The following is a 15,032-nucleotide window of genomic DNA, read 5'->3' as shown; positions in this document are numbered from 1 at the left end:
GATAGATGAGCCTGACCAGCGAGCCCACCGGGCTGGAGATCGCCGTCGTGGGAATGGCGGGGCGCTTTCCCGGCGCGCCCGGCGTGGACGCCCTGTGGGCCAACCTGCGCGCCGGGGTGGAGTCCATCCGCCGCTTCACCGACGAGGAGCAGGCCGCCGCGGGGGTGCCGGAGTCGCTGCGCACCGACCCCGCGTACATCCCCGCGGGAGGCGCGCTGGCGGAGGTGGACCTCTTCGACGCCGCTTTCTTCGGCTTTACCCCGCGCGAGGCGCAGGTCACCGATCCCCAGCAGCGCCTGTTCCTGGAGGTGGCGTGGGAGGCGCTGGAGCACGCCGGCTACGACGCCGCGCGGGTCCCCGGCCGCGTGGGCGTGTACGCGGGCACCAGCATGAGCAGCTACTACCTGAACCTGCTCTCGCGCCCCGACGTCGTGGCCGCGGCCGGCAAGATGACCGTGGACATGGGGAACGACAAGGACTACCTGGCCCCCCGCGCCGCGTTCAAGATCGGGCTCGAAGGCCCCGCCGTGGTGGTGCAGACGGCGTGCAGCACCTCGCTGGTGGCGGTGCACCTGGCCTGCCAGGCGCTGCTGGGCGGCGACTGCGACATGGCCCTGGTCGGGGGCTCCTCCATTTCGGCGCACCAGCACGCCGGCTACCTCTACCAGGAGGGGAGCATCCTTGCGCCCGACGGGCACTGCCGGGCCTTCGACGCACAGGCGCGGGGAACGGTGGGGGGGAACGGGGTGGCCGTCGCCGCGCTCAAGCGGCTCGAAGACGCGCTGGCGGACGGCGACACCGTGCACGCGGTGATCCTGGCGACGGCCATCAACAACGACGGCTCCGACAAGATCGGCTTCACCGCGCCGCGGGTAGAGGGGCAGGCGGCCGCCATCCGCGCCGCGCACGCCGCCGCGGACGTGGACCCCGCCACCATCACCTATATCGAGGCGCACGGCACGGGGACGGAGCTGGGCGACCCCATCGAGATCGAGGCGCTCACCCAGGCCTTCCGCGCGGGGACGGACCGCACGGGGTACTGCGCCGTCGGCTCCATCAAGACCAACCTCGGCCACCTCGACGCGGCGGCGGGGATCGCGGGCTTCATCAAGGCCACGCTGGCGCTGCGCGAGGGCGAGATCCCGCCGTCGCTGCACTTCACGCGGCCCAACCCGCAGATCGAGTTCGCGTCCAGCCCCTTCTTCGTCAACGCCGCGCTCGCGAAGTGGACGCCTCCCGCCGGGGTGCCGCGGCGCGCCGGGGTCTCGTCATTCGGCATCGGCGGCACCAACGCGCACGTGGTGATGGAGCAGCCGCCCGCCGTGGCGCCCTCCCCCGCGCCGGCGCGCTCCGAGCAGCTGCTGGTGCTTTCCGCCCGCACCGGGCCGGCGCTGGACGCGGCGGCGCGGCGGCTTGCCGCGCACCTGGAGCAGAACCCGGATCAGGCGCTGGCGGACGTGGCGTACACGCTTCAGCAGGGGCGGCGCGGGTTCGCCCACCGCCGCGCCGTGGTGGCGCGCACCCACGCCGATGCCGCGCAGGCGCTGGCGGACCCGGCGGCGGGCGCGGCCGCCCGGGCGGGGAGCGAGGCGCCCGCGGCCGTCTTCCTCTTTCCCGGCCAGGGCGCGCAGTACGCGGGGATGGCGCGCGGCCTGTACGAGCGCGAGCCCGTCTTCCGCGCGGAGCTGGACCGCTGCGCGGAGATCCTGCGCCCGCACCTGGGGCTGGACCTGCGCGAGGCCATCTTCTCCGACGACGCCGGCCGGCTGAAGCAGACGGCGCTGACCCAGCCGGCGCTCTTCGCCGTGGAATACGCGATCGCCAGGGTGTGGATGGCGTGGGGCGTGGCGCCGGAGTCCATGATCGGCCACAGCGTGGGCGAGTACGTGGCCGCCTGCCTGGCCGGCGTCTTTTCGCTGGACGATGCGCTGACCCTCGTCGCCGAGCGCGGGCGGCTGATGCAGTCGCTGCCGCCTGGCTCCATGCTCGCCGTGCCCCTTCCCGCCGCCGAGGTGCAGCCGGCGCTGGGCGGGTCGGTGTCCATCGCCACCATCAACGCGCCGGACCGCTGCGTGGTTTCGGGGCCGAGCGAGGAGATCGCGCGGCTGGAGGCGGAGCTGGCGGGCCGCGGCATCCAGGCGAAGCACGTGGAAACGTCGCACGCGTTCCACTCGCCCATGATGGACCCCATCCTCCGCGCCTTCGCGGCCCGCGTGGCGCAGACCGCCCGCGGCGCGCCCTCGCTGCGCTGGGTGTCGAACCTCACGGGAACGTGGATCACGCCGGAGCAGGCGGCGGACCCGGCGTACTGGGCGAGCCACCTGCGCCAGGCCGTCCGCTTCGCCGACTGCGTGGCCACGCTGGCCGCGGAGGGGCGCACGCGGGTGTTCATCGAGTGCGGGCCCGGGCGCACGCTGTCGTCGCTGGTCCGGCGGCAGGTGCCGGGATCCGCCGCCATCCCCTCCCTCCGCCACGCCGACGATCCGGCGGACGACGTCACGGTTCTGCTGGGCGCGCTGGGCCGGGCCTGGGCCGTGGGAACCGCGATCGACTGGCGCGCCGTGCACGGGGGCCAGGCGCGCCGCCGCGTGCCGCTCCCCACCTATCCCTTCGAGCGCAAGCGCTTCTGGATCGACCGCGCGCCCCCGCGCAGCTTCGTGGCCCCGGCTGCGGTCGTTTCTGCGGACGAAACGGAGGCGGACGCGGCCGCTGGCGACCCACGCAAGGGATGGTCGGCCACGGAGCGGGCCGTCGGGCGCATCTGGGAAACGCTGTTCGGCGCCGCGCCGGGGCTGCACGCCGATTTCTTCGAGGAGGGTGGCGACTCGCTCCTGGCGACGCAGCTGGTGGCCCGCATCCGCGCGGAACTGGGGGTGCACATTGGCGTGCGCGCCGTGTTCGACGCGCCCACGGTGGCCGGGCTGGCGGCGATGGTGGATACCCCGGCGGCGGACGACGATCTGGACGCGCTGCTGGCCGGGGTGGAGGGGCTGAGCGACGACGAGATCGAGGCGCTGCTGGCGGCGGGCACCGAGAAGGACGGCCATGACTGAGCTGGCTGATCGCCTGGCGAAGCTGACGCCCGCGCAGCGCAAGCTGCTCGAGCTGCGGCGCGCCCAGCAGTCCGCGGCCGCGTCACCCGCGGAGCCCGCCCCCATTCCCGCGCGCGGACAGGGGCCGGCGCCGCTCTCGTTTTCGCAGCGGCGCCTGTGGTTCCTGGACCGCATGGAGCCGGGGAACGCCTTCTACAACCTGCCGAACGCCGTGCGGATGCGCGGCGCGCTGGATCTGCCCGCGCTGGAGCGGGCACTGGGAGAGATCGTTCGGCGCCACGAGGCGCTACGCACGGTCTTCACCGAGGCGGACGGCTCGCCGGTGCAGGTGATCGCGCCGTTCGCCGGGTTCGCCCTGCCGGTGGAAGACCTGTCCGGGCTAAGCGAGGCCGATCGCGAGGCGGCGGCCAGGCGACGGGTGGGGGAGGAGGCGGCACGGCCGTTCGACCTGTCGGCGGGCCCGCTCTTCCGCGCGGGGCTGCTGCGGCTGGGTAGCGAGGACCACGTGCTGCTGGTGTCCATGCACCACATCGTCAGCGACGGGTGGAGCCTGGGGATCCTGCTGCGCGAGATGTCGGCGCTGTACGCGGCGTACCGCGAGGGGCGCGAGTCGCCGCTGCCGGAGCTGGCGGTGCAGTACGCCGATTTTGCCGCGTGGCAGCACGAGCAGCTGGCGGGCGGGGTGCTGGAAAGGCAGCTGGCGTACTGGCGGGAGCGCCTGGCGGGTGCGCCGGAGCTGCTGGAGCTGCCCACGGACCATCCGCGACCCGCGGTGCAGACGTACCGCGGCGCCACGGTGCCGGTGGAGCTTTCCCCGGAGCTGCTGGAGCGGCTGCAGGCGCTGGGGCGCAGCGAGGGCGCGACGCTGTACATGACGCTGCTGTCTGCCTTCCAGGTGCTGCTCTCCAAGTACAGCGGGAGCACCGACGTCGTCGTGGGCAGCTCCATCGCGGGGCGAACGCGCAAGGAGGTCGAGGAGCTGATCGGCTTCTTCGTCAACTCGCTCGTCCTGCGTACCGACCTCTCCGGCGACCCCACCTTCCGCGAGACCCTGCGGCGGGTGCGGGAGGTCACGCTGGGTGCGTTCGCGAACCAGGAGGTGCCCTTCGAAAAGCTGGTGGCCGAGCTGCAGCCGGAACGCAGCTTGAGCCACTCGCCGCTCTTCCAGGTGATCTTCGAGCTGCAGAAGGCTGCCGGGGGCCAGGGAGGCGGGCTGCCGGGGCTGAACATGCAGGCAGCCGGGGCAGAGAACGCGAGCGCCCAGTTCGATCTTTCCCTGGAGCTCGCGGCGACCCCCCAGGGGCTGCGCGGCGGGCTGAACTACAGCACCGACCTCTTAGAGCGCGCCACGGCCGAGCGGATGATCGGCCACCTGGCACGGGTGCTGGAGCAGGTGGCCGCCGATCCCGACGTGCGCCTCTCGCGCCTGGCGCTCGCCGGCGTGGAGGAGCGTGCGCAGGTCGTTGTGGAGTGGAACCGGACGGAGGCCGAGTATCCGCGAGCCGCGAGCATCCACGCGCTGTTCGAGGCGCAGGCCGGGCGCACCCCCGACGCGGCGGCGCTGGTCTGGGGCACGGAGGAGGTGACGTACCGCGAGCTGGACGCGCGCGCGAACCGGCTGGCCCACCACCTGGCCGGGCTGGGCGTGAGGCCGGAAAGCCGCGTGGGGCTGCGCCTGGAGCGCAGCGTGGAGAACGTGGTCGCCACGCTCGCCGTGCTCAAGGCCGGCGGCTGCTGCGTTCCCGTCGACACCAGCTACCCGGCCGAGCGGATGGAGCTCATGCTGGCCGACAGCGGCGTCCGCGTGCTGCTGAGCGGGGGCGAGATCGATGCCCCGCCCGGTCTCCACGTGGTCCGTCTCGACCAGGTGGCGGATGTGCTCGCGGGCGGGCCGGATCATCCCCTGCCGGCGAACGCGTCGGCGGGGAACCTGGCCTACGTCTTCTACACCAGCGGCAGCACCGGGCGGTCCAAGGGCGTGATGATGGCCCACCGCGAGGTGGTGCAGTACGCGGCGTGCCTCCCCCAAACGATGCCGATCGGGCCGGGCGATCGCGTGGCGCAGGCGTCGAACGCGAGCTTCGACGCGGCGGTGTTCGAGATCTGGGGCGCGCTCGTGCACGGCGCCACGCTGGTAGGCATCGACCGCGACGTTCTCCTTTCCGCGCCGCGGCTGGGGCAGGCGCTGCGCGAGCAGGGGATTACGCACCTGTACCAGACGGCGGCGCTCTTCAACCAGCACGTACGCGAGCAGGTGGACGTCTATGCCGGCCTGCGGCAGCTGGTGTTCGGGGCCGAGGCCGTGGGGACGGAGAGCGTGCGCCGGATGCTGCGCGAGGGGAAGCCTGCTCGCGTGCTGCACGAGTATGGGCCCACGGAGGCTACGGTCTGGTGCACGCTGGAGAAGGTGGACGAAGTGGCCGAGGACGCGCCCACGGTGCTGATCGGCAGGCCGATCCCGAACGCGCGCGCCTACGTCCTGGATCCGGCCGGCGAGCCGCTGCCGGTGGGCGTCCCCGGCGATCTGTGCATCGGGGGCGACGGCGTGGTGCGGGGCTACCTGGGCCGGCCGGCGCTGACGGCGGAGCGCTTCGTCCCCGATCCCTTCGCCACGGAGCCCGGCGCGCGGATGTACCGCACGGGCGACCGGGCGCGGTGGAAGTCCGAGGGAAAGCTGGAGTTCATGGGCCGCCTGGACGACCAGGTGAAGATCCGCGGCTTCCGCATCGAGCCGGGCGAGGTGGAGGCGGCGATCGCGGCGTACCCGGGGGTGCGCGAGGCCCGGGTGATGATGCGCGAGGACCAGCCGGGCGACAAGCGGCTGGTGGCGTACGTGGTGGGAGAGGTGGAGGCGGACGGGCTGCGCGCGCACCTGCGCCAGGGGTTGCCGGAGTACATGGTGCCGCAGGCGATCGTCGCCCTCGACCGGCTGCCGCTGAACGCGAACGGCAAGGTAGACCGCAAGGCGTTGCCGGTGCCCGAGTACGCCGGCGCGGACCGGCACGTCGCCCCGCGGACGCCGACCGAGGAGGTGCTGGCGAGCGTGTGGGCGGAGGTGCTGGGTGTGGAGCGGGTGGGGAGCGAGGACCACTTCTTCGACCTGGGCGGCCACTCGCTGCTCGCGACCCGCATCGCCGCGCGCGTCCGTCAGGCCTTTGGCGTGGACCTTCCGCTCCGCGCCCTCTTCGAACGATCGGTCCTTTCCGAGCTCGCGGCCGAGATCGACGGCCTGCGCGGCACCGGCGCGCCGGCCGACGCCATCGCCCTCGCCGCGCGCGGGGGCGACCTGCCGGCGACGTTCGCCCAGGAGCGGCTCTGGTTCGTGGACGCGCTGGACCCGGGAAGCCCGGTGTATGCCATCCCGTTCTCGCACCGCATCACGGGCCGTCTGGACGAGGATGCGGTGCGCCGCGCGCTGGCCGAGCTAGTGCGCCGCCACGAGCCGCTGCGCACCACGCTCCCGGCCGTGGACGGCGTTCCCGTGCAGCGGATCGCCCCGCCTCCGGCCGGCTTCGACCTGCCGGTGACCGACCTGCGGCACCTGCCGGCGGACGAGCGGCGGGCCGAGGCCGGGCGCCTGGCTGCCGAGGCCAAGCGGCACCGCTTCGACCTGGCACGCGGGCCGCTCTTCCGCGCGTCGCTCGTCCACGTGGCTGACGACGAGCACCTCCTCCTGCTCAACCTCCACCACGCCATCGGCGACGGCGGCTCGCTGGGGGTGCTGCTGGAGGAGCTCTCGGCGCTCTACGGCGCCTTTTCTCGCGGCGAGCCGTCGCCGCTGCCGGAGCCCGCGCTGCAGTACGCGGACTACGCGGTGTGGCAGCGCGAGCGGCTGTCCGGCGCCGCGCTGGAGCGGCAGGTGGAGTTCTGGCGGCAGGCGCTGGACGGCGCTCCGGCGCTGCTGGAGCTGCCGACGGACCGTCCCCGCCCTCCGGTGGAGTCGCACCGCGGCGCGGTCGAGCACCTGTTCGTGCCACGGGATATGGCGGCGGAGGTGCACGCGCTGGCCCGCCGTGAGGGCTCCACGCTGTTCATGGTCCTTCTCGCCGCGCTAGACGTGGTGCTGGGACGCCTCGCCGAGCAGGACGACGTGGTGGTCGGAACGCCGATCGCGGGACGGACGCGGGCGGAGACCGACCGGATGGTGGGACTCTTCCTCAACTCGCTGGCGCTGCGCACCGATCTTTCGGGCAATCCGAGCTTCCGCGAGCTGCTGGGGCGGGTGCGCGAGAGCACGCTGGACGCGTACGCGCACCAGGATCTCCCGTTCGAGCGGGTGCTGGAGGAGGTGCGCCCGGAGCGCAGCATGGCACACGCCCCCGTGTTCCAGGTGATGCTCAACCTCGACAACTTCCAGGACGGCCTCGGCGGTGAGGTTCTGGAGGTGGCGGGGGGCGGCACGGGCGACGAGGTGGCCAGCAAGTTCGACCTCACCCTGTACGTGGGGGAGCGCGACGGGGGAATCGGCGTCAGCCTGGTGTACGCCGCCGACCTGTTCGACGCGCCGCGGATGCGCGAACTCCTAGCGCAGCTGGAAGTCGTCCTTCGCCACGTCGCGGCCGTACCGGAGACCCGCGTGGGCGCGCTGTCACTGGCGACCGAAGCAGCGCGCGACGTCCTTCCCGATCCCGCACGGCCGATTGAGGCCGAAGCTTGGCGCGAGGCCGTGCACGAAACGTTCGCCGCCTACGCGACGCAGGTTCCGGAAGCGCCGGCGGTTTCCGATGCGTCGGAGACGTGGACGTACGCCGAGCTGGACGCGGCAGCCAACCGCATCGCGCACCGGCTGATCGACTGCGGGGTGCGTCCGGGCGACGTGGTGGCCGTCTACGCCCACCGCTCGGCGGCGCTCGTGCGGGCGATGCTGGGCACGTGGAAGGCCGGCGCGGCGTTCGCCGTGCTTGATCCGGCGTATCCGCCCGCCCGCCTGGCCGCGCAGGTCCGCGCTTCGAAACCCCTCGTCATTCTGCTCGTCACCGCCGCGGGCGACATTCCCAGCGACCTGATCGAGGCGCTGGGAGAAAGCGTCAAGGGAGCCATCGTCCTCGGCCCCAAGTCGCACGACCCGGACAGCATCGCGCGCTTTCCGGCCACCGCGCCCGCCGTCAGGGTGGGGCCGGACGACCTGGCGTACGTCGCCTTCACCTCGGGGACCACGGGCACGCCGAAGGCGATCGCCGGCACGCACCGGCCGCTGGCGCACTTCTTCGGCTGGTACGCGCGCGAGTGCGGCTTGTCGGCGGGCGACCGCTTCTCCCTCCTTTCCGGCCTGGCGCACGACCCGCTCCTGCGCGACGTGTTCGCCCCGCTGTCCGTGGGCGCCCGCATCGTCATCCCCGATCCCGGCCAGGTAGGCACGCCCGGGTGGCTGGCGGGGTGGATGCGGGACTTTGGCGTCACCGTTGCCCATCTCACTCCCGCGATGGCGCAGGTCATCGCGTCCGCCGCGGATGCGGAGCTCCCCGCGCTGCGGCTCGCCTGCTTCGGCGGCGACGTGCTGCGCGCGGTGGACGTGGAGCGGCTGCGCGCCCTCGCGCCGAACGCGGAGGCCGTAAACTTCTATGGCGCAACCGAGACGCCACAGGCCATGGGCTTCTTCCGCCTTCCTGCGGATCTCGCGGCGGTGGGCCCGGCCGTTCCCGTGGGCCGCGGGATCGACGGTGTCGACCTGCTGGTCCTCACCCCGTCGGGAACGCTGGCGGGGATTGGCGAGCGGGGCGAGATCGCGGTCCGCACCCCCTATCTCTCGCGCGGCTACCTGAACGACGCGGAGCTGACGTCCGCGCGCTTCGTCTCCAATCCCCTGACCGGTGACCCGGCCGACCGCGTGTACCGTACCGGCGACCTGGGCCGCTACCGCCCCGATGGCGCCGTGGAGCCGGTTGGGCGCGCCGATCAGCAGGTAAAGGTGCGCGGCTTCCGCGTGGAGCTGGGGGAGATCGAGGCCGCGCTGGCATCGCATCCGGCCGTCAGGGAGGCCGCCGTGGCCGCGCGCGGAACGGACGCGGGCGACGGCCGTCTCGCCGCGTACTGGGTTCCCTCGGACGAAACCGCCGACGGGCCCGATGCCGCCGCGTTCCGGGCGCACCTGAAGGCGCTGCTGCCGGAGTACATGGTCCCGTCGGCCTACGTGCGGCTGGAGCGGCTTCCGCTGACGGCGAACGGCAAGCTGGACCGCCGCGCCCTGCCAGAGCCCGAACCGGTGGCGACGGACTCGCGCCCCGCCGCGCCGCGCAACCCGACGGAAGAGATCCTGGCGCAGATCTGGGCCGAGGTCCTCCGCCTGGAATCCGTGGGCGTGGACGACGACTTCTTCGCGCTCGGCGGACACTCGCTGCTGGCGACGCGGCTCCTGGCGCGGGTGCAGAATGCGCTGGGTGTCGTCCTTCCGCTCCGCGCCGTCTTCGAGGGGCCCACGGTGGCGGAGCTCGCCGTGCGTGTCGACGAGATGCGCCGCGCCGACCTGCCGGTGCTGGCGCCGGTGGTGCCTATCGACCGTGATCGGCCCCTCCCGCTCTCGTTCGCCCAGGAGCGCCTCTGGTTCCTGGATCGGCTGGAAGGCGGCAGCGCGTCGTACAACATCGCCACCGCGGTGCGCGTGAACGGCGCGCTGAACACGGACGCGCTGGAGCGCGCGCTGGCCGAGATCGTCCGCCGCCACGAGTCGCTGCGGACCGTCTTCGCCGAGGTGGACGGAGGGGCGGTGCAGGTGATCGCACCCTTCGTCGGCTTCGTCCTGCCGGTGGAGGACCTGTCGGGGCTGGACGAGACCGCGCGTGAGGCGGAGGTGCAGCGGCGCGCGCGGGAGGATGCGGCGCGTCCGTTCGACCTCGCCCAAGGGCCGCTCTTCCGCGCCGCGCTGCTGCGGCTGGCGGACGAGGAGCACGCGCTGCTGCTGTGCATCCACCACATCGTCACGGACGGATGGAGCAGCGGCGTGCTCTTCCGCGAGCTGAACGCGCTGTACGCCGCCTACCGTGATGGGGGCGATTCGCCGCTGGCCGAGCTGCCGGTGCAGTACGCGGACTACGCCGTGTGGCAGCGCGAGCAGCTGCAGGGCGAGGCGCTGGATCGGCAGCTGGCGTACTGGAGGGAGCGGCTGGCGGGCGCGCCGGCGCTGCTGGAACTGCCGACGGACCGGCTCCGGCCACCCGTGCGGTCGCATCGCGGCGCGCGGGAAATGTTCGACCTGCCGCGCACGCTGCTCGACCGCCTCCAGGCGCTGGGCCGGGGCGAGGGCGCCACGCTGTACATGGTGCTGCTGTCTGCCTTCCAGCTGCTGCTGTCGAAATACAGCGGGAGCGAGGATGTCGTCGTGGGCAGCCCCATCGCCGGCCGCACGCGGCGCGAGGTGGAGGAGCTGATCGGCTTCTTCGCCAACACGCTCGTGCTGCGGACCGACTTGGGTGGAGACCCGACGTTCCGCGAGCTGCTGGGGCGCGTGCGCGAAGGGACGCTGGGCGCGTACGAGCACCAGGAGGTGCCCTTCGAGCGGCTGGTGGCCGAGTTGCGGCCCGAGCGGTCCCTGAGCCACGCGCCGCTCTTCCAGGTGATGTTCATCCTTCAGAACGCCGACCGCTCCGGTTCCGGCTTGGCGGGGCTGCGGATGGAGGGGGTGGGGGCAGAGTCGGAGACCACCCGGTTCGACCTGGCGCTCACCGCCGCCACGCACGAGGGCGGCATCGGCGGCGCGCTGGAGTACAGCACCGACCTCTTCGACCGCTCTACCATCCAGCGGATGCTGGGCCACCTGGAGCGGGTGCTGGAGCAGGTCGCGGCGGACGCGGACGTGCGGCTCTCGCAAGTGGAACTGCTCTCGGCGGACGAGCGCGGCCTGGTGGTGGATGCCTGGAACCAGACCGAAGCCGAGTATCCGGCGGACCGGTGCATCCACGAGTTGTTCGAAGCCCAGGTGGCGCGCACGCCGGACGCCGTGGCGATCGCTTTCGATGGGGAAAACCTCGGCTACGGGGCGTTGAACGAGCGGGCGAACCGCCTGGCGCACCATCTCGTTGGTCTCGGCGTGCGGCCGGAGGTGCGGGTGGGGATCTGCCTGGAGCGGGGGCCGGAGATGATCGTCTCCCTCCTGGCCGTGCTGAAGGCCGGCGGCGCGTACGTCCCGCTGGATCCCGCCTATCCCGCGGAGCGGCTGGCGTTCATTCTGGCCGACGCGGCCGTGCCCGTGCTGGTGACGCAGGAGTCGCTGCGCGCGGCGCTCCCCGCTGGCGACGGCGTCGCGGTGGTGAGCGTGGATGCGGACGGGGCGCGGATCGCCGCGGAGTTCGCCGAGAACGCGGAGCGCGGCGCACGGCCGGACCAGCTGGCCTATGTGATCTACACCTCCGGGAGCACGGGCACGCCCAAGGGGGTGATGGTGCCGCACCGGGGCGTGCCCAACCTGGCGTACGCGCAGGCCCGCCGCTTCGACATCGACGGCACGAGCCGCGTCCTGCAGTTCGCCTCGTTCTCGTTCGATGCGGCGGTGGCGGAGGTGTTCGACACGCTGCTGGCCGGGGCCACGCTGGTGATGGCGCCGCGCGAGGCGCTTCTTCCCGGTGAGGGGCTGATCGAGACCCTTCGCCGCGGGCGGGTTACCGTGGCCACCCTTCCGCCGCCGGTGCTGGCAATCCTCCTGCCCGACGACCTGCCGGAGCTGCGTACGGTGGTGAGCGCGGGGGAGGCGGTGGACGCCGCCACGGTGCAGCGGTGGAGCGGTGGCCGCGTTTTCGTGAACGCCTACGGGCCCACGGAGGTGACGGTCTGCGCGACCTCCGCCCGCTGCGAGGACGAGCGTGTCCCGGCGATCGGCCGCCCGCTGGAGAACGTGCGGGTGTACGTGCTGGACGCGGCCGGTGCGCCGGCGCCGGTCGGTATTCCCGGCGAACTGTACGTGGGCGGCGTGGGTGTGGCGCGCGGCTACCTGGGTCGTCCGGGGCTGACCGCCGAACAGTTCGTCCCCGATCCGTTCTCGGAGGAAGGCGGCACCCGGCTGTACCGCACTGGCGACCGGGTGCGGTGGTCGGCCCGGGGCGAGCTGGAGTTCCTGGGGCGGGTGGACGAACAGGTGAAGGTGCGCGGTTTCCGCATCGAGCCGGGAGAGATCGAGGCCGTACTGCGGCGGAGCGAGGGAGTCGCCGACTGCGCGATCGTCGCCCGTGAGGACGTGCCTGGGGAGAGGCGGCTGGTGGCGTACGTGGTGGGCGACGTGGAGGCGGGTGCCCTGCGCGAGCACCTGCTCCGGAATCTGCCCGAGTACATGGTACCGTCCGCGTTCGTGGCGCTGGACGCGCTCCCGCTGACGCCGAACGGCAAGCTGGACCGCAAGGCGCTCCCGGCGCCGGACTTCGCCCCGAGGGAGGACCGCTACGTGGCGCCGCGCACGCCCACCGAGGAGGCGCTGGCGGAGATCTGGGCGGAAACGCTGCGCCTGGAGCGCGTGGGCGTGCACGACAGCTTCTTCGAGTTGGGGGGCCACTCGCTTCTGGCTACGCACGTGGTCTCGCGGCTGCGGCAGGTGTTCGGGGTAGACGTGCCGCTGCGGGCGCTCTTCGACGAGCCCACGGTGGCGGAGATGGCCGTGCGCGTAGACGCTGCCCTGGAAGCGATGGACGCCGAACTCGCCCAGGTAGACCCGGAGGAGATGGCGGAGCTGCTCGCGCTCCTCCGCGAGTCCACCACGGCATGATCTCCCGCCTGCCTACGCGTCGCTCCTGGCCGAAAGGGAGCGGCGCGCCTTCGCCGCGCGGCTGCGCGACGAGCGGCGGATGGGGGGCGGCGGCTGCGGGGGCGCTTCGGAAAGAGGAGACGCCACGATAAGCCATCCTGGGTCAGCACAACCATCTTCAGACGTTAACCCTCTCGTTCCTCACCCGCTGCGCCCCGCCTCCTCCCTTCCAGGCACCGCTCCGTCCAGCCCGCTCGCCGGGACCGCGCCAGCCGCTGGGCCCCTGCTCCCAAACAGTACAATTTCAACACATTTTACTCCCACTTTTTCGAAGTGGATCGTTGACGAAACATCATGCGCGGGGTTATCATCAGCAACGTTACCTATCGGACATCGCGGGAACAAAAACCCAAATCGCATATGGCGCGGTTCGGCGCGATGTGATCGCGTCCACTTCTCGGGCCGGTGGCGAGGCGGGAGATGAAAGGCGCGTTTCCGCCCCCTGGAGCACGGCCCCGGTGGTGGCCGAGCCCCGGCGCACAGGCGGAGCCGGGCCGAAACGTGGACGCCCGCTCAGCCTGGACCGGGGCCGCTCGCCGTGGGGCGAGTGGCCCCGCGCGCGAGGCGTGCGGGCGGGAGGTGAAGGTCTCGTCGAGTGAGCCGGTCACCCGCCGGTGCTCCAGGGCGTGACGGACTGCCGAGCCGGACGAGATGACGCAGCGGCTCCGCGGGTCCACCGTCGCACGAGCTCCCACTTTTCACACGCGCTCCGCACCGGCAATCGAGGCGCCCGGGGGCCGGGGCCCAGTCTACTGTCTGAAGGGGCTCTCGGTGCAAGATGCCGAGAGCCCTGCTGAGCCCGCGGAAGGCGCGTGACGGGCCCTGGCCGCACCCGCGCGTCTCCATCCCTTGCGAAAGGACCGCCCGTGACCCCGCCCTCCGCCACCGCCGCGGTGGAGATTCCGCAGGCCGCCTGGACGCGGGACCTCAAGCAGTCTTCGCTGCGCGAGATCCATGCGCTGCTGTCGCGGCCGGGGCTGCTCTCGTTCGCGCTGGGGATGCCCGCGGCGGAGCTGTTTCCCGTGCGGGCGTACGCGCGCGCCGCGCAGCACGTGCTGCGTACCGAGGCGAACGCGCTGCAGTACGGGCTGCCCGTGCGCCGCCTGCGCGAGCACGTGGTGGAGCTGATGGCCCGCCGCGGGGTGGAGTGCACCGAGGCCGAGGTGTTCCTGACCTCCGGGGCCCAGCAGGCCATGAGCCTGCTGGGCAAGCTGCTGGTGACGCCCGGCGGCACGGTGGTCGTGGAGGAGATGGCGTACGACGGGATGCTGAACGCCCTGCGCCCCCTGCAGCCCCGCGTGCTGACCGTTCCGTCGCACCTGGAAACGGGGATGGACCTGGACGCGCTCGAGGCCCTGCTGGCCGGGGGCGAGCGTCCCGCCCTGGTCTACGCCATTCCCGAGGGGCACAACCCGCTGGGCACCAGCATGCCCGCCGCGAACCGGCGCCGGCTGGCGGAACTGGCCGCGCGCTACGGCGTGCCGGTGATCGAGGACGACGCGTACGGCCTGCTGAGCTACGACGCCGAGCCCTCCGTCACCCTGCGGGCCCTGGAGCCCCGGTGGACGCTGTACGTGGGTTCGTTCAGCAAGATCACCGCGCCGGCGCTGCGGTCGGGGTGGGTCGTGGCGCCGCCGGAGCTGGTGCAGCGGCTCTCCATCCTCAAGCAGGGAAGCGACCTGGACGTGTGCTCGCTCGCGCAGCGCACCCTGGCCACGTTCATGGACCGCGAGGACGTCGGCGCGCACCTGGCGCGGCTGCGCGACGCGTACACCGCCCGCCGCGACGCCATGCTGGCCGCGCTGGCGGCCCACTTTCCCGCCGGCGCGCGGTGGAGCTGCCCGCGCGCCGGGATCTTCGTCTGGGTGCAGACGCCGGGGACGGACACCACGGCGCTGCTGCGCCGCGCGGTCGAGGAGGCCGGCGTGGCCTTCATCCCCGGCCGCGCCTTCTGCGCGCGCGGCGGCGAGCGGGGCGGAGACGCCCTGCGGCTGACCTTTTCGTGCACCACCCCGGACGAGATTCACGACGGCATCGCGCGGCTGGGGCGGCTGCTGCAGCCCCGCGCCCCCGTGATCGCCCTGCCGGCGGACTTTTGCCTGGGCACCGAGGCGGCGGAGTGTGCCGCGCCCCAGGCGAGCATCGAGACCCACGAGCCCCGTTCATGACCGACATCTCCAGCCGCATCGATCTCTTCCCTCACCCGGCCGCCGCGCCGGGCGCGGGGGGAGCCGTGCGCGTTGCACACACCGTCT

General features: G+C 72.9%; 3 protein-coding genes. All 3 read left to right on the top strand.

Annotation, left to right across the window (positions count from 1 at the left end):
• Window positions 1-5 precede the first annotated feature (5 nt).
• Window positions 6-3,053 carry a type I polyketide synthase gene (locus VGB24_RS07375; protein ID WP_331072298.1) on the top strand — a complete coding sequence of 1,016 codons (3,048 nt, stop codon included), beginning with the start codon at window positions 6-8 and terminating at the stop codon, window positions 3,051-3,053.
• A complete protein-coding gene (locus VGB24_RS07370; RefSeq protein ID WP_331072297.1) occupies window positions 3,046-12,738 on the top strand; it encodes an amino acid adenylation domain-containing protein in 9,693 nt (3,230 codons plus the stop codon). The genes VGB24_RS07375 and VGB24_RS07370 overlap by 8 nt, the downstream gene beginning before the upstream one ends.
• 905 nt (window positions 12,739-13,643) lie before the next feature.
• Window positions 13,644-14,945 (top strand): PLP-dependent aminotransferase family protein, encoded by a 1,302-nt coding sequence (locus tag VGB24_RS07365; RefSeq protein ID WP_331072296.1) that lies wholly within the window; start codon window positions 13,644-13,646, stop codon window positions 14,943-14,945.
• Window positions 14,946-15,032 lie beyond the last annotated feature (87 nt).

The organism is Longimicrobium sp., from assembly GCF_036399935.1.
Lineage (GTDB): Bacteria > Gemmatimonadota > Gemmatimonadetes > Longimicrobiales > Longimicrobiaceae > Longimicrobium.
Note: the sequence above shows the minus strand (reverse complement) of the source record. Positions and strands in the feature narration are given on the sequence as shown.

What these genes read in the sequence shown, in the direction of transcription:
- VGB24_RS07375 (WP_331072298.1), top strand. Translation starts at nt 6, where the DNA reads ATGAGCCTGACCAGCGAGCCCACCGGGCTGGAGATCGCCGTCGTGGGA.
- VGB24_RS07370 (WP_331072297.1), top strand. Translation starts at nt 3,046, where the DNA reads ATGACTGAGCTGGCTGATCGCCTGGCGAAGCTGACGCCCGCGCAGCGC.